Source organism: Bartonella mastomydis, from assembly GCF_900185775.1.
Taxonomy (GTDB): Bacteria; Pseudomonadota; Alphaproteobacteria; order Rhizobiales; family Rhizobiaceae; genus Bartonella; species Bartonella elizabethae.
On the sequence record NZ_LT883138.1, the window covers coordinates 195745 to 217236 of the forward strand.

21 protein-coding genes and 2 pseudogenes are annotated in these 21492 nt (G+C 37.1%); 14 read left to right on the forward strand and 9 right to left on the reverse strand.

Annotated features, from left to right (window positions below):
* The first annotated feature begins 143 nt into the window (after positions 1–143).
* The 8 genes from FJG96_RS04040 to FJG96_RS04070 all read left to right on the forward strand — a co-directional run bounded on the left by FJG96_RS04040 (position 144) and on the right by FJG96_RS04070 (position 5767).
* Entirely contained in the window at positions 144–482 is a 339-nt protein-coding gene (locus FJG96_RS04040; protein WP_139412851.1) for a hypothetical protein, read from the forward strand.
* 178 nt (positions 483–660) lie between these two features.
* Entirely contained in the window at positions 661–1470 is an 810-nt protein-coding gene (locus FJG96_RS04045) for a hypothetical protein (protein ID WP_246046895.1), read from the forward strand.
* Positions 1471–1764: 294 nt separating this feature from the next.
* On the forward strand, positions 1765–2337 hold the full coding sequence (locus FJG96_RS04050; RefSeq protein ID WP_246046896.1) for a hypothetical protein: 573 nt from the start codon (positions 1765–1767) through the stop codon (positions 2335–2337).
* A 10-nt stretch (positions 2338–2347) separates the two neighbouring features.
* The gene (locus FJG96_RS09025) at positions 2348–2596 is read left to right on the forward strand and encodes a hypothetical protein (protein ID WP_246046897.1); all 249 of its coding nucleotides are present in this window, start codon (positions 2348–2350) and stop codon (positions 2594–2596) included.
* The gene (locus FJG96_RS04055) at positions 2589–3476 is read left to right on the forward strand and encodes a hypothetical protein (RefSeq protein WP_139412853.1); all 888 of its coding nucleotides are present in this window, start codon (positions 2589–2591) and stop codon (positions 3474–3476) included. The genes FJG96_RS09025 and FJG96_RS04055 overlap by 8 nt, the downstream gene beginning before the upstream one ends.
* Positions 3477–3478: 2 nt before the next feature.
* Positions 3479–4393, forward strand: coding sequence for a hypothetical protein (locus FJG96_RS04060; protein WP_139412854.1), 915 nt, complete (start codon positions 3479–3481; stop codon positions 4391–4393).
* Positions 4394–4851: 458 nt separating this feature from the next.
* Positions 4852–5160, forward strand: a complete 309-nt coding sequence (locus FJG96_RS04065) for a hypothetical protein (RefSeq protein ID WP_246046898.1) — start codon at positions 4852–4854, stop codon at positions 5158–5160.
* A 91-nt stretch (positions 5161–5251) separates the two neighbouring features.
* A complete protein-coding gene (locus FJG96_RS04070; RefSeq protein ID WP_246046899.1) occupies positions 5252–5767 on the forward strand; it encodes a DUF6622 family protein in 516 nt (171 codons plus the stop codon).
* Positions 5768–6492: 725 nt separating this feature from the next.
* Here the strand turns inward: FJG96_RS04070 and FJG96_RS04075 are convergent.
* The 5 genes from FJG96_RS04075 to FJG96_RS04095 all read right to left on the reverse strand — a co-directional run bounded on the left by FJG96_RS04075 (position 6493) and on the right by FJG96_RS04095 (position 10022).
* A complete protein-coding gene (locus tag FJG96_RS04075; protein ID WP_139412855.1) occupies positions 6493–6816 on the reverse strand; it encodes a helix-turn-helix domain-containing protein in 324 nt (107 codons plus the stop codon).
* A gap of 1 nt (position 6817) precedes the next feature.
* Positions 6818–7168: a type II toxin-antitoxin system RelE/ParE family toxin gene (locus FJG96_RS04080; RefSeq protein WP_139412856.1), complete on the reverse strand. Its 351-nt coding sequence runs from the start codon at positions 7166–7168 to the stop codon at positions 6818–6820.
* Positions 7169–7736: 568 nt separating this feature from the next.
* The gene (locus tag FJG96_RS04085) at positions 7737–8516 is read right to left on the reverse strand and encodes a hypothetical protein (protein WP_139412857.1); all 780 of its coding nucleotides are present in this window, start codon (positions 8514–8516) and stop codon (positions 7737–7739) included.
* A 95-nt stretch (positions 8517–8611) separates the two neighbouring features.
* On the reverse strand, positions 8612–9286 hold the full coding sequence (locus FJG96_RS04090) for an LbetaH domain-containing protein (RefSeq protein WP_139412858.1): 675 nt from the start codon (positions 9284–9286) through the stop codon (positions 8612–8614).
* Between the two features lie 94 nt (positions 9287–9380).
* Positions 9381–10022 carry an LbetaH domain-containing protein gene (locus FJG96_RS04095; protein WP_139412859.1) on the reverse strand — a complete coding sequence of 214 codons (642 nt, stop codon included), beginning with the start codon at positions 10020–10022 and terminating at the stop codon, positions 9381–9383.
* 1361 nt (positions 10023–11383) lie between these two features.
* Between FJG96_RS04095 and FJG96_RS04100 the strand changes: the two genes are divergently transcribed.
* From FJG96_RS04100 to FJG96_RS09215, 6 genes and pseudogenes are all read left to right on the forward strand, one after another.
* Entirely contained in the window at positions 11384–12040 is a 657-nt protein-coding gene (locus FJG96_RS04100) for an HAD family hydrolase (RefSeq protein ID WP_281279028.1), read from the forward strand.
* A gap of 266 nt (positions 12041–12306) precedes the next feature.
* Positions 12307–12501, forward strand: a complete 195-nt coding sequence (locus tag FJG96_RS09305; RefSeq protein ID WP_425456577.1) for an SDR family NAD(P)-dependent oxidoreductase — start codon at positions 12307–12309, stop codon at positions 12499–12501.
* 43 nt (positions 12502–12544) lie between these two features.
* Positions 12545–13051: an SDR family oxidoreductase gene (locus tag FJG96_RS04110; RefSeq protein ID WP_281279029.1), complete on the forward strand. Its 507-nt coding sequence runs from the start codon at positions 12545–12547 to the stop codon at positions 13049–13051.
* An 11-nt stretch (positions 13052–13062) separates the two neighbouring features.
* A complete protein-coding gene (locus tag FJG96_RS04115) occupies positions 13063–13995 on the forward strand; it encodes a DMT family transporter (protein WP_139412863.1) in 933 nt (310 codons plus the stop codon).
* 13 nt (positions 13996–14008) lie between these two features.
* Positions 14009–14086 (forward strand): annotated as a pseudogene (locus tag FJG96_RS09030) (type II toxin-antitoxin system RelE/ParE family toxin); the annotation flags it as partial.
* 18 nt (positions 14087–14104) lie between these two features.
* On the forward strand, positions 14105–14230 hold the full coding sequence (locus FJG96_RS09215; RefSeq protein WP_281279004.1) for a helix-turn-helix domain-containing protein: 126 nt from the start codon (positions 14105–14107) through the stop codon (positions 14228–14230).
* Between the two features lie 1810 nt (positions 14231–16040).
* Here FJG96_RS09215 and FJG96_RS04125 read toward each other — a convergent pair.
* The 4 genes and pseudogenes from FJG96_RS04125 to FJG96_RS04140 form a co-directional block, all read right to left on the reverse strand.
* Positions 16041–17630, reverse strand: a complete 1590-nt coding sequence (locus FJG96_RS04125) for a YfjI family protein (protein ID WP_139412864.1) — start codon at positions 17628–17630, stop codon at positions 16041–16043.
* Positions 17627–18556, reverse strand: coding sequence for a DUF7146 domain-containing protein (locus FJG96_RS04130; RefSeq protein WP_139412865.1), 930 nt, complete (start codon positions 18554–18556; stop codon positions 17627–17629). The genes FJG96_RS04125 and FJG96_RS04130 overlap by 4 nt, the downstream gene beginning before the upstream one ends.
* Positions 18557–18655: 99 nt before the next feature.
* Positions 18656–18856: a helix-turn-helix transcriptional regulator gene (locus tag FJG96_RS04135; RefSeq protein ID WP_139412866.1), complete on the reverse strand. Its 201-nt coding sequence runs from the start codon at positions 18854–18856 to the stop codon at positions 18656–18658.
* A gap of 197 nt (positions 18857–19053) precedes the next feature.
* Positions 19054–20214: pseudogene (locus tag FJG96_RS04140) on the reverse strand (tyrosine-type recombinase/integrase).
* Positions 20215–21492 lie beyond the last annotated feature (1278 nt).

A 21492-nucleotide genomic window follows, 5' to 3' on the forward strand; every position in this document is an offset into this window, starting at 1 on the left:
ATATATTATAAATATGAACTTGCATGAAAGTGCATTCATATCTCCAGTGGTGTTTTGGTGGTTGATTATGGGTAAGCCATTCTGGCGCGGGGACATAAGTAACCTTGGGAGGGTTTATTTATACACTAAATTGGAGAAAACAAATGGGAAATTCAAGTTCACATTCAAGTGGTTCGTACGATTATTGCTGTGCCGATAATTTTAGTAGCAAATATAACTCTGGTTCTGCGTTTGGTAGCCAGTATGGTGGTAAGGTTGGCTTTCTGGGTGGTCTTGTCGCAGGAGGATGGTTAACGCGTAATCCTATTTCTACCATGGACGCAGGAAGCTTTGGGGGAGCTGTAGGCCATGAATTCGGAGACACCATAGGCGGTTATGCTGGTTATGGTGTGGCTGCTGCTCAGTGTGGCACACAGTTTTTTGGTCAATCTATTGCTAATTCAGGTGGTTGGTACGGTGTTGGGATATTGACGGGCTTTTGATGTAGTTCTTTGGGTTATCCTAAAGCCTAGAACGGTGGTACTGTAAAAGGTGCCACCTTTATGTTTGGAATATTGCACAGGAGGAGCTATGGGCGCGTTTGGTTTAGTGCTCGCTTATTTTTGTCTGTGGTTTGGCATGTATCTATTCTTCAAAACTATTGCTATTAATGGAAAAAGCGTGTTATACAAGGGGAGCGCGGTTGCATTCATAGTAGCGGCATTGGTTATCCCTCCCCTCGTGTATGCCTTTGAGTATGTAGTCGGTGTGCCGATAACATCTCCTCCTGTTATTATGATTATGTTCTTTCTTTCTTTTTGCATTGAATTTATATCCAATATAGTCAACAACATAAAGTGCTTTAGTTTGGCCATTATCGCAAGTTGCCCCATTTTTTTCATCGCTACTGGTTTTATTGTTATGGGTGATGACCTTCTGTTAGATTTTTTTGATCTGCAGCTTTCGAGCTATATTTATCTGCTTTTCATTATTCCGTTGATGATAGCGGGGGCTCGCTATGTCCTAATTGCTAAAGCTTTGAAGGAAAAATCTATGTCAGTGCTAGATTTAAGCATTTGCATTGGCTGTGGTTTTGCCATAGGCGTCTTTTTTGTGTCATCACTGCTTTTATCAGACCTTCGAGAAATCTATCAACAGATAGGTTTTGCAAACAGGGAGGCAGTGAAAAAAATGTTTGATTATGCGGTGTTTGGTTTTGCTATTCTAACGGGCCAAGTTTTTTTGACATTTTTGATGGTTCTCTTTGTTACTACAAAGAAATATTATTGGTTGGTCCTTGATGTTCTTGCAGAGCTGTTTTTTAGCCTCTCTGTTTCTTATTCTGTAGCGTTTGTTCATACAGATGATGACTATGGAATGGTTAGAGATTGGACTTGTTTGCTGTATGTTGTTTATATGTACGCGCGTTACATTAAATCAAAGAATGTGAAGTTTAGCGTGATTAACCCATTTAAAAGGAAAACTGAGTGAGAAGACAGGAGGCTATAGTTCTTTGGGTTATCCTAAAGCCTAGAGCAGCGACCCCAAGAGGGGCAGTTTCTGGAGTAATAATATGCGGGGGGGGGGGCCGTGGCGCAGCCGCGGGTATTGCTAAAGCTGGTTGGGATTGTGCTTGCTCTAAATGGTGAAATTGTTGTTTGACCTAGCTTTGTGAACAAGGCAAAGGCGTTGCTAAGGGGGACACTATCAGCCTCTTAGCTGGGGGGCTCTCCCGCAATAATATCTTGGTATACTTTGGAGGGCAAGGCGCCTTAGGGAAATTATATGTCTGACTTAATTTTTGGAATGCAGCTTAGTTTTGGGATAAGTTTCAGCCCTCGTGTCCTTAAAAACAATGGCTTGTTGGGCGAGCGCGTCATTTTGGGGGTTCTAGCTGGTCTTTCCTGCGCTATCATCTTCGCTTATCCACATAGTGAAAGTGGGCTTCCAGACTTATCTTTGCTTTTGGTATGTTATCTTGGCATGCTTTTAATTCTGCACGAGCGCTATTTATATAAATATTTAGTTCTTGGCTTCTGTGGTGCAGTTGTTGCCTTGTGTAGTGGGGCAGGTTTTGTATATTTGAGCTCTTTGTTGCCATTGCCTGCTTTGTCTGCTGCTCATAATAGCCAGCAGCAGATGGTGCATTACATGAGTTTGGTTGCTGCAAACTATCCCTTTTTTATCCTTTTGATATCAGTTTTAACTACGGAGCTTTTGCGTTTGTGGTTGCTTCGCGTCTATAAGCCAGAATTAGCTGCGCGTGAGGTCCTTTATTTCGGGCTGGGCTGGGGTGTGCTAGACTTATGCTGTAAGACTCTCCCAGCTCTTTTTCTTTACTTGAATTACCGTGTATAGGGGGCCACAAATGGCGGGCTATGTCGCATTTGAATCTTGTCCACAAGCGATCAGCTATCTTATTGCTGCGGGCATGATTGTATTGATGCATGTTGTAAATACGCGCTTTATGTATCTTGGTTTCCAAGATAAGCGCAAGGCCTATTTCTATCTGCCTTTTGTAATTCATTTTGCGGTTGGTCTTTTGTCTATGTTTGGCATTTCTTCAGGCTACGCAATATTAATAAATTCTATTTCTGAGGTTTACCATAATGCTTGACAAATTGACATTATCTGTTATCGGCGCTGTTTTTTGCTTGGTGCTGATTATTTTTCCTTTGATGAAGAAAAAAACATTGGTTGAACATTTGGTTTTCTTGCTCGTTGTTTTGTGTCTTGTTTTTCTTTATGTTTATGGCGCTGCGAGTTATTTTCCTTATTATGTTTTGGTGCTTTCGCTTATATTGGGGTACCGCTGGTTACTCTCTTTGGTTAAAGCGTTTAAAGGCACGAAGGCAATTATTGGGTCAAGCGCTGGTTTTTATGTGCTTTTGATTTTTTTTCTATACGGCTTTATGCGTATGATAGGTGGTTTAATTTTTGATTTTGCTGCTTATAGTACGCCTAATATTGTTTTTGCTGTTGGTCTATTCCCTATAAGCATAGCGATTATGCAGTTTTTTTTGCTCTCTCATTGGGTGGCAGAAGATAATGGCAATGGTGTAGAGGCAGCACTGGGCGTGGGAATGGGAATTTGGGGGGCTGCTATAGGGCTTGCACTGCTTACATCTCTACCAGAAGCTGTGATGATCCTAAAAGGGGCCTTTAGTCTTGATAGGAACGCCTTACTTTCTTTACTTGAGACGGTAATATATTATACGTTTATTATAGGTCTGTGTCTTTTATCAACTTTCTTAATGCTTGTGGTTTGCCTTGACAAGAAATGGCGTTTTTTTGTTCTTATCCTGCTTTTACAATGCTTGGCGGCTTGGGCGCGCTTTTCATGGCGGGCCGCTAAGCCAGAATTTCTTGCAATTGGGCATTATACAATCGCTACTATTCTTATGTTTGCTCTTATGCGGCAAATTTATGATTTTGTGCAAGACAGATTATCCATGAAGAAAAATAGTAGTTACGCTGTAGTAAATGAGGGGGCATAATAATGTTGTTTGTATTTATTACTTCGCTTCTCGCAGGCCTTATTTATGGCGCTGTCATTTATAAATTTTTTCGCTCTACATTTAGTTGGATAAATGTGCTGTTGAGCGGCACAGTTTTTGGGGTGATTGTTCTGTTAGTATGGCGTTACTCGGAAAAAGAACATAATCTTGATGCCTTACGTTTACTGCAAGTGCTTGGCGTTGTTTTTCTTCTATGTGTGTTTCATCATTTTCTGAAGTTCAAATTGGTTGTCGCTGGTGCTGTGGGATGGTTTGTTGCTAGCTGCATTGTTTTCGGGCTGATTGCTTTTTGGGAGCAATCTGTAGTAAAAACGCTTTATATGATGCGTATTGTTGAACCCCAGAGTCGTGCAGAGCAGGGGCTGGCGCTTGTTTCTTTATTTTTATCATTTACGGTTTTTTTTGTTGTAGCAGAAGAAGCCATGCGTCGTTGGCTAGTTACTAAGTTTTATCGGTGCTCGCCTAGTTTGTTGTGGCGTTTGCCGCTGAATATTGGCATAGGCTGGGGTTTATGCGAATTAGTTTATAAGGCGCTAGGGCCTTTCCTTGTTTATAATGGCTGGCTTATTCGATCTAGGTTATTAGCCAGTGAATATGTAATTTTTTATTCCTGGACGCAAGCGAGTATTTTTTTGTGTGCTTTAATGAGCGTCATACTCATGCATATTTTAAACACATGCTTGGCGTATCGTGGTGTTGTTACGCGCTCTAAATTTTATGCGTGTGCGCCTTTTTTTGTCCACGCGATTGTTAACTGTTTCGGTGCAACAGTGATGCTTACAGGCAAGGTTTGGTTTAATGTTTGGGGCAGCTTGTTTATTCTACTTTGTGTGATGTTGTTCGTATATTTTGAAAGCAAAAATCCTTTAATACAAAATATAAAATTGCGCACTTAAGGTGTTGTAGAGTGATGAATAACTTTGCGTACTCTAAGTATGGCTAGAGAGCCTAATACGCGCTTTCTGTTCTGCAAAAATAGAGAACGTTCGAACCGACGTAACGCGTCCAGTACCAAGAGCGACGTCATTTCTGCACTAATCGGGGGGAGGGTGTGCCACTGGCCCCGCTCATATGGGGTCTGCAAATATGCTATCATGTAACGTTTTAGTGTTCTCCTTTCTATTATCCTCCATGAGATTGAAGATGGGAATCTTGAGGCGGCGATGACGCATTATTGCAAGGAGGATGCACCATGTTTAACATAATAGTCTCTTTTATTCCGTAGAGTATTTACTCTTGGGTTATCAATGGAAACGTTTTAACTCTGGTCGAATGTTTTCTCATCTTGACTGTGATTTTATTGTCCATTATTGCTGTGAATATTAAAATTGTCCGACGGGGGGAACTCATGATAATGACTAACATTCTGACAGTTATTGTCCTGTTTGTTAATTATTTCGCTAGATGGTCTATACTTTTACTGAGCTACCCCACAGTTTTTTGTTATCTGTCACTTGCTCTAGTTTCATTGATGAGCTTTTTGGTAAAGAAACCCTTTACCATTTTTTATGCCAGTGCTGGTGTTTCTGAAGAAAAACGCAAACATATCCTATTTTATCTCATCAATAAATATATTACATGGATTTGGGGAATCATCTTTTTTGCCAATGGTCTTCTAGGGGTTTTTTTACATGGTCCCCCCAGCTTTGGTGGGGCACTATGAGTTTAATTTGTGCTGGTATTCTTTTTTCTAAATATCTTCCTAACATCATGCAATATTTTTATCGCGTCAAACATCATGGAGCATAAACATCATGGAGCATAATATGTCATTGTTTAATATTCTGACCGGAACCCCTTTATGGGTCTGGGGGTTGCTTATTTTTCTCATTGTGTGGGGAATCATCGCATTGAGAGATAGGGAAATGAGGGTTTACCGCCTTTTTCTATTGCCGTTAGTCTTTCTTTTTTTGGGCGGAAGCGATGTGATTAACAAGCTGGCGTTCCCGCTCTGGGGAGCAATCTCAATGTTGGCGGGGCTGATGATCGGCATTGGCGTTGGCTGGTTGCTCTGGCGTGCCACTCCGCGTTTAAAGATCAAAGAGGGAACGGATTTAATTATTCGGCCTGGTACGCCGTTGACGCTGATATTTATTCTTATCGCTTTTGTCATCAAATTCACATTGATTGTTTTTCTCAGTGTTAAACCTGATTTGAAACATGCATTTGATTTTAACCTTCTTTTTGGTCTTTTAAATGGGTTCACTGATGGTGTGTTTTGGGGAGGCACATTAAATTTATATAGAGCATTTCGAAAGAATCCAAATTAATCCCTATACCATTAACTGTGGGGGCTTCCTATCAGAACTATCTCAATAGAAGCTTATACCTAACAACAACGCTGCATATAAATGCAGCGTTGCCTCATAGTTTCAGATTCTTGTTCCAGCGCGTGAATACGTGACGGAAGTAATATATCTGACTATCCCCCTTGGGGGCAGAGCGAGCCTAAAGGTTTAGAAATGCTACGCGTTTAAACTAGCTGGACTTTGAGCAGATGGTTTATCGCTAATGGTAAATCATTTTGTTTTACGATTCAAAAAGAGGATAGTGATGGTTTCATTGACGTAGGTGGGCAAGAAAACTCTTAGCTTGGCTATGCATCAACAATTTGTAGAACTTATGTTGTGGAACCCATATGCAAAGCGGTTGCTATGATGGCATGATGCTTTTGTCAAGCATTATGATATGGTAGGAACCGGTGTTTAAGGTTTGTACGACCCAGTAGCATTACGTTTGAGTATTTAGGAGCGGCAGACTCCATACAGGCTACGCCTACAATATGTAAAGTACGCTTGCGGGAGTCAGTGTGTCATTATTGCGTTGTGCATGCATCACATATTACATAAAAATATAAAAAAATCAATATGTTGAATAAAATTATTTTATATGAATCCACTTAAGAATCCACACTTTTATACATGTTTAAATTGATCATTTTTTATAAACAATTGCTATGTACGAATAGATCATAAAAAGCAAATCATAAAGAGGTTTAAGAAGCAAAAACAACTTCAAATTGTCCTTCAAGCGTTTTAACTTTTTCTGAACTTACAACAATCTTGATATCATTTCCCAATTTTGCTAGGCACTCAAGCATTTTCATTTCACTAATCCCTCGAAATTCTCCACTCAAAAGTTTAGACAATTTGGGTTGAGTCATTTTTAAAAGTTGACTAGCTTGCTTTTGTGTTAAGTTTTTTTCTTTAAGGATTTGACTAATTTTATGTGCAAGTTGCGCTTTGATAAGCATCTCTCTAGAATCTGAAAAACCAAGATCCGTATAAACATTGGAACTCCCGTGAAAAACATTGATCATTTTAATCTCCTTCTAATTGTTCTGCTAATTTGAGACGTTCTTTAATCAGATTTATGTTTGGTTTTGGTGTTGCAATACCATGGGGCGATTTTTTCTGAAAACAATGCAACACATAAAGAGATTTTTTATATTTTACCGTATAAACGGCGCGATAAGTTCCTTGAATATCACGTTCAATAATTTCTAGCACATTGGCAGATCCAAATCCCTTGAGAACCTTAACATTTTCTCCTTTATCTCCTATCTGAGCAAGATAAAGAGCATAACCAATCCTTTGTTGAATAAGATCAGAAAAACTTTTTATATCTTTGAGTGAAGATCCAAGCCATATGATACATTTTATTTTACTCATGATTATTAATATACCTATATAGGTATAATTTCAAGTGCTTATTTTAATAATACTAAATTAGAAATGCTTAATTCTAAAGATAACGAACTCAAATTTAGCCGGCTAATTTTTAAAGAAATTAGGTTTTAATGAAAAGTGAAAATATGCTTATAAGGACCTCTTTAAGTGAATGTTTAAACGTTTGAGATCTCTTTTTATAACAATTATCATTTGCTCTTAAGAAAGTTTCATTTATGAAAAACAAAGCTCTAGATTTCACAGCAGAGCCAATTTAAAAGCCTTAGGTTTGATAAAAGCGTTTTGATTTATTTGATAGGTTTTGATTTTAGAAAATGCTTATTTGGAATTCACTCAACTCAATTTCGAAGTCAGTATATTGAAATATTTTTAAGAAGCATTGTAATTATGTGCTTTATTTCAAATGCATGCTATCAAGATCATACCCATCATTTACGGTTCTTTTGATAAGTTTTTATAAAAACAATAGAGCGTTTGCAATATGATAGGTTTTAAACAATGTATATTATGATGCTTTTATAGCTATAAAGAAGGCCCCCCATGCCCTTCCTTATTCTGTTTTATCAATAATCTTGATAACATGATCGCTTTCATAAACTTCACAATTTTTTGGTACCAACTTTTCTTTGCTTTTTTTGGTTATTTTTGCATTCCCATAAGCACGACCCCAGACCGTTGCACAATATGAGAGTTTTGCATTGCCATAAACAGAACCATAAACCTCACAAGAGCCCCCCACGCTAGCAGAGCCATAGACCTTGCCATAAATTTTTGCACGACCCTTAATAACAGCATAATTATAAACCTTGCCATGGCTATAAATGCAAGCCGAGCCAGAAACATTGGCATGACCATAAACCCTTGCATAACTAAAAATTGCAGCATCATGAGAAACATGCGCATGGTCATAAATATGAGCATCAGCAAAAACGCGGGCGCCACCACTCACATGAGCATTGCCATAAATATTCCCATAAACATGAGCACTACCATAAACAAAAGCATGGTCATAAATTTTTGCATATTGAGAGATAAAAGCTCTGCCATAGACCTCACAATTCCCATAGACTTGACCACAGACTTGAGAATAATGTCGTATCTTTGCATTGTCATAAACACGGGCATGACCATAGACACAAGCATCATCATATACCCAGCAATTGCCATCATGGGATAAATTGACTTCCTTTTCAATAAAGCCACCCAAGGCACCCGCCTTAACATCATCAAAACCTTTTAAAGCCCGAATGCGATAAAGATTAATAATATTTCGAGTAAGCGCATGTTTGATTTGTTTAATTTCGCTAGTTAATTCATATTTTTTAGACATAAGAATACCCTCACAATCTAATGTGATAAACGTTTGATAAAATTTGGAATGGAAAATTTGAAAGAGGGGCGCCCCCGCAAACACCCGCATATGATTTACGCAGCGTCTTTTATGGTTTGATCACAAATATTGATATGACCATTCAATTTTTGGGTATCTATATATGAATTACCAAAAACACTCACTTTATCGCAAATGTATGTATAGCCTGTAATTTTTGCATTTTCATAAATACAAGCATCATCACAAACCACAGCAAAAAACCAAACTTGCGCATGGTCATAAATTCTTGCATTGCCATAGGCTTGCGCATAGCCAGTCAATAAAGCGTTATCATAAATTTTAGCATGCCCTTTTATAACAGCTCTGTCAGATACCTCAGAATGATTCAAAACGCAGGCATGATCATAAACATAAGAGGAACCACAAACTTTAGCATGATCAGAAACTCTTGCATTGTCATAAATTCTTGCACAATCAAAAACTTTAGAATTGCCTTCAATTTTTGCATTATCGAAAACACTAGCGTAATCACAAACTGTAGCATTATCACAAACATGAGCATTATTATAAACACACGCCTCATTATAAACCCAGCAATTGCCATCATGTGATAAGTTGCTTTCCTTTTCAATAAAGCCCCCAAGAGCCCCCGCTTTGATATCAGCAAAGTCTTTTAAAGCTTTAATACGATAAAGGGTTGTAATCTCTCTAGTAAACATATTTTTAATTTGTTTGATTTCGCTGGTTAATTCATATTTTTTAGACATAAGAATACCCTCACAATTTAATGTGATAAACATTGAATAAAATTTTGAATGGGAAATTTTAAAGAGGGGCGCCTCCGCCGCGCCTGTGCTTTATTTAAGCAGCGTCTTTTAGTGATTGATCATTATAGACGGTTTCTTTATTACAGATTTCAATATTATTGCGAACCCAAGTATCACCTTTAATGATCGCATTGCGAAAAATCTTTACATTTGCAAAAATACAAGCATATCCAGAGATTTTCGCATTGCCATAAATTTGTGTATCATTAAAGACACAAGCGTAATAATGAACGCGCGCATTTTCAAAAATATGAGCATCGGGATAAATACGTGCAAAACCATAAACCTCAGCATTGCCATAAATTTGACCAGCCACCACAGCCTTGCCATAAACACGGGCGTTTTCATAAATGCAAGCAACATTGTTCACATGGGCATAACCACTTACAACGGCATTATCGTAAACACGCGCATTGCTATAAACTTTAGCTTTACCTCCAACCCAGCAATTGCCCTCATGAGAGAGGTTATCTTCACCTTGTATAAAACCACCAAGGTCCCCTTTTTTGACATCACCAAAATCTCTTAAGGCTCTAATCCTATGCAGCGTTTTAAAGCCAACCTCTATTGTTTCACCCGTAAATTCATATTTTTTTGCAGGCTCTTGTTTATTATTAGATGCGGTTTCATTTGAAATGTTAGAGGAATTTGTAGTGTTTTGTGATGTAGTTGTCATAACTAAATCCTTACGGGTTAATATTGTTTTCAATTGATGCCCTATAAGAGCGCCGGGTGTTGAAAACACGGCCGTAAGTCCGTTGCTATGCCTTCCCCATAAAAGGGTATTGTATAGCATAGCTACACCCGACAAAATCATCATATATGCTAATCACAGCATAAAAGATAGTCAGTTTTTATAATAGGAAATAGGTTTATAGCAACCCATTCGCTTACGGTTAAGTGTTTTCATCACTTGATTATTTATATAACAAAATACGTATTTATTGTCAATTAATTTATGTACTTTTTGATATTTTTTAAATTCGTTATGTGTATATATTTATCATATGTTTATAAAACATTTCTTTTGTATTATATGCTTTTAAAGCTATATTATGGGCTTTCTTAAACGATTGCGATATTTTTTGAATCTATACATTTATAATGTTTATAAAAGCTCTCATCATGCGTATTTTAAACTTGATAACGTATCATGTTTTTTACTAAATGGTTTTAAAGATTTCTGTTGATTTCTTTTATAACACATTTGCAACTTAACAGCCTCTTATAGGGATTGTCTCTATAACCATGCTTTCATTTGCATCATGATTATGAAACCTGCTGTTTTGTTTTCACGTGTGTTTTATAGCTGTTGTAATTTTTATAGCCACCGCATCATTTTTCATTTTCATAAGAGACATGATAATTGTAATTTATTGCTTTTTATAAAAACATCTTAAAAGAGCGTGATAACTATAGAGATGAGCAAAATCCCTTTTAATAGACTTTTGTCAGTTTAGTCAGTTCTTTTTAGAGCCTCTATTATTTTTTTAATGAGAGAAAATTAAAAACATTATATTTCAATATGTTAAGTTTTATCTATTTTTCAAAATACAACTTATTAAAACAACCATAACAAATAAATACAATCAATAATATATATATGTCAGTTTGTGTCTGTAAATTGAACTGACAAAAGTGATTATTTTAGTGAGTGATTAAAACACGTCTTTAAAAAACATATGATCCTTTAAAGCCTTTCAAAAGACAGTTTATAATCATAAGAAATGCTATCAAGATCCTTATGGTTATGAGTTTTGAAGGTTTTTCTTTTATTATATTTTTTTAATCTCAAATAAAAGTGCTAATCGAATAGTAAATATCGTCTTGCTTTGGATGAGTTATCAAATGAATCGAGGCGGTGCGATCGGATGGTATGGCTTAGGAGGGGATGTCCACGCGCAGCTAAAGCTCAAAAAAACAGGTTTCTGGGAATTCACAACAAAGGATTAATATTACGAATAAATCATATCCATGCTTATAAAGAACAAACAACATTATAAAGTATTTAATTTTTTTTGAAGGGAGAAATTAATAATAAGCCTTGCGTATGCATTCTTCTATGTAGATGGCACCCTTATTCGGAGCAAAAGTATGCTCGCTTTCCACGATTTCTGGTATAAATCTTGGCTAGGTTTTTCAACCAACGCTCACCAAGAGGAATATGCAGATACTACTGCTATTTTACGTGCACACCATGATAACCAGAGTCCGCGCAGCGTAATAAACCGTCGCTTTTATGAATTTTTTGCCGAGCGTGCTGTAGCAGAAGTAACAAGATGTGCAGAAACTTGGGCAAAGCGCGCGTTGATGAATCCTACTTTCTTAATCCAAGAAGTAGTAACAGAACTAAAATCCCATCATAGCCAAAAAATTGAGCCGGTCTTAGTATCCGGCTCTTTTATAGAAATTCTAGCCCCCATTGCAGAACATCTAGGTGTACCTTACATCTTGGCCACAAAACTATTGCATGATGGGCAAAAATATAATGGCCGTTTCGTCCCTCCGCAAACGATCGGCGTTGGAAAAGCGCTTGCGATTCAGGATTTTATTGAAAAACATGGTGGTGACCTTAAGAACTGCTGGGCCTACGGTGATGATATTTCCGATGAGCATATGCTGAAGCTTGTAGGTCATCCTGTCGCTGTTATTGGCGATCCTTTGCTTGAGGCGTATGCTCACAAGCATGGTTGACGCTGTTTAAATCTACCTAAAGAATCACAAACTCTAGCATTCTCCTCTAAAAAGGTATTTCCTTTTAATGAGACGTCTTTACATGAAATATCAGTTCTTTAGTTATTCAACCTAATCACAATAAACTTTAAGGCTATCTTATTATTTAAACAATTTAATAATACTCAATACATTAAACATAATACAGTAATACATAATGCATGGCTAAAAATAAACTAGCTGAATATTAATGATTACAACTTCAGGTATAGAAAATGCTAAACGAAATGATAAAAAACACGACCGGAATTTACTCACAACAACAGAAACGTATTTTAGTCACAGGAGGCGCTCGCGGCATCGGTAAAGCAATTGTTCTAAACTTATTGAAAAATGGTCATAAGGTAGCAAGTGCAGACATCATTGACATAGAACTACCAACCTCCATCGATACGGCAAGCTTATGTAAATTGTATTGTTGATATCCGCGATAAAGAAGCTATTGACTCTTCTGTCCATAAGGTTATCTTAGAATTTGGGGGTCTTGATGTCTTAGTTAATGTAGCAGGCATTTGTTATAGTGGCGATCCAGAAACAATTGATGCTCAAGAATGTGCTGAAACATTTGATGTGAATATTAAAGGAATGTTCTATATAACAGCTGCTACTTTACCCTATCTAAAAAAGGAAATTCGCGCCGATATTATAAATATTTCATCCATATGGGGTGTAGAATACAATCCTTCTTTAATTTCATATTCTTCTTCTAAATTTGCTGTAGAGGGCTATACTGGTGGGTTGCGCTTATGGGGAATGCCACAAAATATTCGTGTTTGTTCAATCCAAGTTGATAAAGTTAATACGGATTTTCGTCGCAATTTTAAAGGATTCCCAGAGATACCTCCAGAGAATCTTGCCAAAATGCTTCACCCAGATGACATTGCTTCCGAGGTCAACTTTATTCTTTCCTCATCTAATACCGCACAAATTTCTTCTATACGTCTCGATGCTCCACTTTGGTATCAAGTATAAGGATCTATCCAATGAAAATCACGCCCAGAATAGCTCTTGTCTTAACCCTCGTAGGAACCTTTTTTTGGGGTTCCAATTTCCAAGCCACTAAGATAGCTTTAACGACTGTTTCTCCATGGACAGCTTCTTTTGAGCGGTTTCTCATTGCCGTAATCGCCATATTTTTAATTATGATTTTCAAAGAAGGCTTGCGGTGGCATGTTTTATCGCAAAATTTTATTTCTTATATTTTCCTAGGGATTATCGGTGTGGCAGGGTTTAATGGCGCTTTATTTGTTGGCTTGCAAACGTCAAATCCCATAACAGCCTCCCTCATCATGGCGACAACCCCTATTAGTGCTAATATTATTGAAGCTATCATGAATAAATCTTTCCCAACCTGTGAGAGGGTTATAGGGATGTTCATTAGCATGTTCGGGGTCTATTTAGTCATAACAAATGGGAGATTTTTGTCTAACCATGTTTCCTTTGCCAAAGGAGATATTATGATTCTTTTAGGTTCCATTGGTTGGGCGTTCTATACCGTGGGCACGCGGTCATTTGTCAAGAACGCAACCCCGCTTGAAACAACAAGCTGGACGATGCTCTCTGGCACCGTCGCCCTTGGCATCCTAACCTTTTTATTCGAATCCCCTCTTCAAGAAACGATGTCTATGTCCGGCGCTAGTTTATTCGCACTCCTTTGGATAGGGGTTGCAGGATCAGTTTTAGCCTACCTATTTTGGAATATTGGAATAGCGATCCGAGGTCCGGGTAAGACGGCGATATTTTTCAATTTTGTACCTATTTCAGCCTTATTGGTGCAAATCCTGTTCGGCTTCATCCCTCAAATCATGCAAATCATAGGCGTTTTTGTTACGATTTTTGGAGTTCTAATCGGACAAGGCTATATATTCAGCTTACTAGGATCTAGAAAAGCCGTTCCCAATGCGCATGAAGAGTAATATACTTTTTAAGATGAATGGAAATTGGCGTGTTATTTTTCGCTTTATCGGAACAGATGTGGAGCTTGTTGATTATCAAGATTACCATTGATGAAAGGAATGAAAACAAATGGCGCATAACCCCGCCCATTCTAGTGAAGTTCTAAAAGTAGCTTTTTTAGAAGAAATGGGGATAACAATACAAAGATTAGCGTATCGTCTTCATATAACAAAATACGTATTTATTGTAAAATAATATTTTATCTTTTTTTGATATTTTTTTGTATTTTTTTAAATACATTTAAAATTTAATAGCCTCTTATAGGTGCTCTCTTTATAATCAATGCGTTCATTTACAGTTTAGTTATTTGAAGCTGCTGTTTTTACGCATTTTCTATAGCTGTTATATGCTTTATAGCCATGGCATCATTTTTCATTTTCATAAGAGAAACGATAAGTAGGATAATTGTAATTTATAGACTGTCATGAAAACATCTAAAGAGAGACTGATCATTATAGAGATTAACAAAATCCCTTTTAATAGACTTTTGCCATTTTTGTCAGTAAATTGTACCGACAAAAGTGATCATTTTAGTGAGTGATTAAAACACGTCTTATGAAAGCATGTGTTCCCTTAAAGCATTTCAAAAGAAACGATTTATAATGCTATCAAGATCATTATGGTTATGAGTTTTGAGAATTTTGAAGGTTTTGAAGGTTTTGAAGGTTCTTTTTACGCCCTCTTATATATTTTTTTCAATCAAAAAATAAAAGTTATTATATTTCAATGTGTTAATTTTTATCAAATTTAAAAATAACAACCTATAGTGATATTATAAAGATATAAACACAACTCATGATATATTTTTAAGGTATTTTGAGGGTGTTAGGAACCTTCAAAACCTATAGCAAAATGAATATATATAACTCTCTTTTAGACAGAGCTTTTGAAAAGGATAAAGCTATCATTTGAGATTACGGTATAACCTTTTAAAGGCAATCCAAAAGAAGCGTATTCTATTTAAGAGTGGATTTCTTACAAGTCTTAAAGCAATCCCAATAATAGTATCTAAAAGTGCAAGTGTTCTCTTTTTAGAATAACGCATGATAAATTATTCCTTTTAAGATTATATGTAATCAGCTTAATAAAGGAGGTATAGCTATATTCTATACCCCTTATCAGATTAGCATACCCATTATGTGAGCATGGCAAGTCTATTCAGTTTCTCTAACTTCTATATTCATTAATTCTCTTTAAAAGAATTGAAATGAAGCTTGTTAAATCCATTTTGAATGAATATAGATAAAAATGCAGCAAAACACTTAATCTACACGGGAGTTAATAAGAGCGTACATGTAAAAATAAGTGCTGTTATTATTATAATAACACCAATAATATCAATAATGTAATTTATTTTTCTATACATATCACATCCACATATTACTATTGTTTATTTATTCCAATCGTTAAATGTGATTAATACGATATGTATTTAAAGTATATTAAAACCTTAAAATAAATGTTTTGATACATTTTCTAATTCATTTTAATGAATTGAGATAAAAATGGGGAAAAAGTGCTAAAAAAGCCGATATTTTTTTGAAAAGAGTTTTTTAAAGGATACCTATCAACAACCTATGACGCATGGTTAGATCAGCAAAATAGTGAAATTTGCTGATCGTTTGATGTGTTAATCAAGACAAATGCACTATGTACTTCTAAAACATCAGAATGATTATTTTGAAGCGTTTTATGAATCAGAAATGGTCACTTTTGTCAGTTCAATTTACTGACAAATAACTGACAAATATATATTATAGGTTGTTTTTAAGGTTGTATTATTGATATAGATTGTATCGTTAAAATACTAACATTTTGAAATATAATAATTTTTATTTCCTCTCATTTAAAAAAAATGATAATGGGGCTAGAGTGAACTGACAAAAATGACAAAACTCTTTTTACAAAACCACTCAGATCATTTGTCTTTGGAGAAAAGTGACTTGATGAGAATGCTATAAAAAGAGTTTTGCGTGATTTTTTAAAGACTTCAAAAGAGATTTCTTTATTGTTTTATGCTGTTGCTTTTGACGAAAGGGTGCCATTCATAACGTCTATCAGGACGCCGACCTAATTCATTCCCTTCTATAGGAAATTCACGAATATAGTTACAACGGCATAAAAGATCTAAAGCTTGCTTCACAGCTTCTTTCTCTTTTAAAGAACTCCAACATCGTCTATAGATATCCCTTGCCGTAAAAACATCGGGTAAACAATCACAGCGTTCAACAATCAATTTTGCACGCTCTGCTGTTAATATATCCCCCGCCGCATAAAGACGTTTTGCGTGACTTATCAGATATTTTTCCCAATACAAGGCTCTCTCAAGGGCATCTCTATTGATTTCAAAACGCCCCCCTTCACACAGTTCAAAAATCAACGCAAGGGTTGGTATGGTTTTATCCATTTTCAAAAGATATGATTGTAAACTTGTAGAGAAATTTTCCCCTTTGATTGTTCTTTGAAAATTTTCCCACCATTCACGAAACATCTCTTGAGCATCAGCAGAAAAACGCATGGTCATTGGGTGTTTTGGTGATCCTAATGGTTTATCATAAAGAAAACGAAACACCCCTTCATAAGTTTTCCATGCCTCTTGATTAGGAGGTCTATCAACCCAGTCACGCTTTTTTCGTTCATCGGGAAAGACCAGCATTTGAAATCGTTGCAATAAACCATCATCGTTTATTCCATGGTGCATGGCTTGAATAATGGGAATAATTCGAGAGGGTTGAATACCCCCAATGACAGAAAGGGTTGCATTGGGAATAAAAATGGTTCCACGCTCTATACGGTCATAGGTAAATTGATCATCTCCATTGAAAGCTGTTAAATAGAAAGAACGGTCTATTTGATATTCCTTTCTCTCTAAATTGGCTAAAAAACCAGATAATTCATCACGAACCAACAACAGACCACGGGGGTTTTCTTTTAACAATTCCCCAAGCTTTTCAACCGTGACATCATTGACAATCAGACGTCGTTTGACAAAAGTTTCATCATCATCACTTTCTTTGTGTTCAAGAGCTTGAGAAAGAAGAGCAAGGGCTTGTTCCTCGTCTTGATCTTTGAGTGCTTTATAGGCTTGTTTTTTCTTTTCTCTTTTGTCTAATTCAATAAGAATATCTTTTGTTTCTTGGCTTTTTTTCTGCTTTACCCATTCTTGATGCCATTCCTCTTGCAAAGCATAGAGAGGGGCTAAAGCAGCTTTCATGGTAGGTGTTTTCATGGTTGAAGGTTCTCCCACAATGGCACCCCAGAGATTAGGAACAATCGTCCAATTAGCATGTTGTTTTGGAGCGATACGCACACCATTTCCAATGACAGCAGCCAAACCGCATAAAGCAGAGATAGCCACAAAATCGATAGAAGATTGTTGCATATCAGCAACGTCATAAACATAGTCCATTAATGGTGTTGGAAGCAGAAACATTTTAAAAGGTTCGACGGGTAAGAGAGCCTTATTAATAGGCTGTAATTCCCCCCAACCATTTTGTTGCAAGGCGACTTCATAAGGAATAGCTTTTAAACAAGTATTATCGTTATCATTGACGGAGGTATTTTCATTGTTGTTTTGTAAATTATACTCTTTCATAGTTCCCTCTTTTGAGAAAGTAATACATTATTAAAGTCCATTCCTTTTGGAGCTTGCATCATAAAGACCTCAAAGCCTTGGCTATAAGCACGTTTTGCTAGGGTAAAACCTGCTTTACGACCCGCATCATCGCCATCCATTGCGATTGTCAAACGTCCTTTTATCGGGGGTAAATTCACACGCATCATGCCACTGGTGGAAAGAGACGCCCATAAATTAACGGGTTCTGATAACAATCCAGACAGCAGCGCCAGACCGGTTTCAATGCCTTCACAAATAACCAGATGTTTTGGATTGGCTTGACTTAAATGCACAGCACCACCCATGACAGAACTCAACATGGCTTTTGCTGGTTTCTGATCTGTTTTGCAGCCATTGGCTTGTAAAAAGGTTCTATGAATGGCAAAGGAACCGGCCCCCTTAACAAGAGCTACCAACGCGGGCAGTGTCATTCCTAAGGGGTGTGGACATTTATCGTGAAATCGTAAATCAGTAGGCAATTCACATGTGATCCCCCGCATGCGTAAATAGGTTTCTGCTAAGGTGTTTTTAATCGGTTGACTTTGTTGCCAAATCGCTTTTGCTCTTTCTGCTTTCTGTTTTGCTCTTTTAAGATCAGCACATACCTGCTTTGAGAAAGAAAGCGTGTGATCATAAGCTTTATCAAAAAAGGCTTGTTTCCCCAGCAAGCCAATTCTGATAAGTGCTTGTATGATCTCTCTAAAAGAACAGCCAGCATAACAGTAGAGTAAGAGACGCCCATCATGTCCATTAGCAAGGGATAAGCTAGGCAGCCTATCATCATGAGCGGGACAACGGGCACTTCCATAACGCCCGTACCAAACTCCACGTAATGCACAAGTAATTTTTTGAGCTGTTGTATGCAATGCATAAGCATTGCTTGTTGTAACATTTGCAAAATGCATAAAATCCCTTTCTGCTACTTGCATTACAAGACAGATTCTGTTATTTCGGGATTTGCGAAACTCGAAATACTTTGTCTGTCCTATAAGGCGAAGTTTTCTTTAGGCGGCGTCGTTGCCACGTTGGTTTTTTGCCTTTTCGATTACATCGCGAAGGTCAGATTGTAACCAACGCGCTAAGGAGCCAATCTTTAAAGGCTTTGGCACCGAGCCATCAGCGACCCGCCGCCAAAGTGTTGAAACACTTATATTAAGTAATTTCGCACTCTCACGTACTGTGAGAAGTGGTTCATTTGGAATCATGGAATCCCCTATTATATTAAGTGGTAGAATCACTACTCATTAGTTATATATAAATAGCAATTTGTAGCAAACTTTTCCAGTAAAAAAACAATATCTTGTGATTTTTTATTCAAGAGAAGCCATAATTTGTGATTATATTATCCATTGTGGATGAAATGCGAAAAAGAGAGATAGAGCTATCCACAACTTTTATTGTTTTAACCAGTAACATAAGAAGCCCATTTATCCATAAAGATACGACGCTGTTCTAAATAGTCTGTACGACGATAAGCACGCTCCACTTTCCCCCCAACCGTATGACCTAGAATGGTTTCAGCGACTTCATAAGGGGCATCTGTTGTTTCTGCGAGCCAATCACGTAAACTAGAGCGAAAACCATGGGGACAAGCTTCCAGACTAGTTTTTTTCATGTATTGTAGCATGCTGTTTTGTGCAAGAGGACCGCGACCGGTTGCAGAAAAAAGAAACCCATTACGAGATAAAAGGAGCGCTTGTTTAATCACTTTTAGTGCTTCTGATGATAAAGGAACGCGAAATTCTTTTGTTGTATCAAGCTTTCCTTTCATATTCTCAGCAGGGATAGTCCATATATCATCTTCAATTTGATCTTTATGAATATGACGTAAAGGAAAAGTACGAACGCCTGTCAAAATAAGCAAACGCAAAGCCAGTTGTGTTAGGGTTGTTTTTTGGCAAAGTGTTTTATAAAAAGCAGGAACATCTTTCCAATCCATGGCAGGTAAATTTTGCGTTTTATGACGTTGTTTACCTAAGAGCGCGCGTGCTTTTTCTGTTGCTTGTAAATCAACATTCAATCCTAATGCAGCCGCATATTTGAGACAAAGATTAAGACGATTCAGTGCTTTTCTTGCTGTTACAGCTTTTGTATGCCAGATAGGGGCAAGCGTATTGCGTATTTCTGTTTGTGTAATTTCTGAAACGGGCAGGCAACCTAATTTAGGGAGAATGTAAAGCCGCAAAGGTGCAAACCAATTTCCAGCCTTGCCGTCACCTTTTAATTCAGCTTTCCGACTTTCAAAAGCATCTAGTGCAATATCTTTTAAATAATGGAGATTGCTTATTGCTTCACGTTTTTGTTTATCGCGTTCTTTAATGGGGTCACGACCCTCATGTAAAACAGAACGCTATTGGTTTGCCAATTCACGTGCTTGTTTTAAAGAGACATGTCTTAAGGCACCCAATCCCATTTCACGACGACGACCATGAATAGTATAACGATAAAGCCATTGAGCGCCACCATCTTTACGCTTGTGAAGAAGCAAGCCGGCACCATCATTATATTTGCCAGCCCCCAATGTTGCGACAGACCTTGCATTAAGACAGTTCATAAGAGCCATTTTTAGTCCTTTCTTCTACAGTTTTTACCCACACGCCAGCCCCGCTTGTGATGTGCAAATGAGTGATTTTGATTGATGCAACATAAACAGATTTGAAATGAGAGAATCTTACGTTATTCGAGAGTCTAATTCAATATGAATAACGCTAAATTATCATTATAAATCAATGTGTTGTCTTGTGCACGCAACCCTCTAGCGAGTACTTCATTGGTAAGGCTGTTTTTTGAAGCTGGTTATAATTATCTGTGTGTTTTTAAAGAGAACGTTAGCACGCGATGTATCGCGTGCAGTACCATTTTCCTTTGTACAATTATTTTCATTTTTCTTACTTTCTTCCTTTAAAAAACCTGCGATTATTGGTTTTTGGGGGTCGTTTGAGCGATAACAGAGTAAAGACTTTTCTCTCGTATTTTTGCTTTTTTTGTTCAAAAAAGCCGAAGCGTCTTAATGAGTAGAGATCTTGTCTAAAAAGATATTTTTAAGATTTATTTTCAATGGAATAGAGAGTTTCTGCTTTTGAGTGTGCAAGTGCACCTTATGATGAGATATAAGATGCGAACCCGTAAGTTTAGGCGTGCAGCAGGCTTGTAGTAACAACAAGCTTAGGTATATAGTCGGCAGACACCGTCATTATTAGAGTTTTTTTCTAGATTGTGCTTAGCTATGCCACATGTGAAGCAATTTTAAATTTACCTGTGGTGATATATCGTCAAATTGGAGATTCAGCTCTTCGATTTGTTAGAAATATGACAATGCCAAAAGATATACATATTTGGGATGGACTAGTGCCAATTGATAAGCTTGCTGATAATATTTGTAAGTGTCATAATAGAGCACCAGAGGAAATAGAAAATCGCCGTCTTTAATTATGCGAAACAGCGCGCAAATTTAGAGCGCGAGAAATTATTGCTCTTGCAAAGCAAGGCAAAAAAGCAAAATGATCAAAATGTGGTAATGCGAGCTGATCGAGCTGATTTGCGTAAGCGAAAAGAAATAAAATAAACACAAGGAACTTTGAAAGATAAAGAGAATAGCTTATACGATACTTTGCATGAAAGTAAATTTGCAGAGAATACAGAAATAAATAGGATAAAAGAAATTGCGACGTACAAAAGAAATATTCGTAGACATTTTATACTAAGCGTAACAGAGAAGCACAAAGATGCGTATAATAGCGGGTGATGGATTAACTGGAGTATAAGTGGGCCATTGTTAGGGCGGAGTTTTTGGTTAAGAAGTGCGTTCCGTACGCTATAAGCTTTCTCCATCCTTCATATA

Coding starts and splice junctions, on each gene's coding strand:
- FJG96_RS04040 (WP_139412851.1), top strand. CDS start 144: ATGGGAAATTCAAGTTCACATTCAAGTGGTTCGTACGATTATTGCTGT.
- FJG96_RS04050 (WP_246046896.1), top strand. CDS start 1,765: ATGTCTGACTTAATTTTTGGAATGCAGCTTAGTTTTGGGATAAGTTTC.
- FJG96_RS09025 (WP_246046897.1), top strand. CDS start 2,348: ATGGCGGGCTATGTCGCATTTGAATCTTGTCCACAAGCGATCAGCTAT.
- FJG96_RS04055 (WP_139412853.1), top strand. CDS start 2,589: ATGCTTGACAAATTGACATTATCTGTTATCGGCGCTGTTTTTTGCTTG.
- FJG96_RS04060 (WP_139412854.1), top strand. CDS start 3,479: ATGTTGTTTGTATTTATTACTTCGCTTCTCGCAGGCCTTATTTATGGC.
- FJG96_RS04065 (WP_246046898.1), top strand. CDS start 4,852: ATGACTAACATTCTGACAGTTATTGTCCTGTTTGTTAATTATTTCGCT.
- FJG96_RS04070 (WP_246046899.1), top strand. CDS start 5,252: ATGGAGCATAATATGTCATTGTTTAATATTCTGACCGGAACCCCTTTA.
- FJG96_RS04075 (WP_139412855.1), bottom strand. CDS start 6,816: ATGATCAATGTTTTTCACGGGAGTTCCAATGTTTATACGGATCTTGGT.
- FJG96_RS04080 (WP_139412856.1), bottom strand. CDS start 7,168: ATGAGTAAAATAAAATGTATCATATGGCTTGGATCTTCACTCAAAGAT.
- FJG96_RS04085 (WP_139412857.1), bottom strand. CDS start 8,516: ATGTCTAAAAAATATGAATTAACTAGCGAAATTAAACAAATCAAACAT.
- FJG96_RS04090 (WP_139412858.1), bottom strand. CDS start 9,286: ATGTCTAAAAAATATGAATTAACCAGCGAAATCAAACAAATTAAAAAT.
- FJG96_RS04095 (WP_139412859.1), bottom strand. CDS start 10,022: ATGACAACTACATCACAAAACACTACAAATTCCTCTAACATTTCAAAT.
- FJG96_RS09305 (WP_425456577.1), top strand. CDS start 12,307: ATGATAAAAAACACGACCGGAATTTACTCACAACAACAGAAACGTATT.
- FJG96_RS04115 (WP_139412863.1), top strand. CDS start 13,063: ATGAAAATCACGCCCAGAATAGCTCTTGTCTTAACCCTCGTAGGAACC.
- FJG96_RS09215 (WP_281279004.1), top strand. CDS start 14,105: ATGGCGCATAACCCCGCCCATTCTAGTGAAGTTCTAAAAGTAGCTTTT.
- FJG96_RS04125 (WP_139412864.1), bottom strand. CDS start 17,630: ATGAAAGAGTATAATTTACAAAACAACAATGAAAATACCTCCGTCAAT.
- FJG96_RS04130 (WP_139412865.1), bottom strand. CDS start 18,556: ATGCATTTTGCAAATGTTACAACAAGCAATGCTTATGCATTGCATACA.
- FJG96_RS04135 (WP_139412866.1), bottom strand. CDS start 18,856: ATGATTCCAAATGAACCACTTCTCACAGTACGTGAGAGTGCGAAATTA.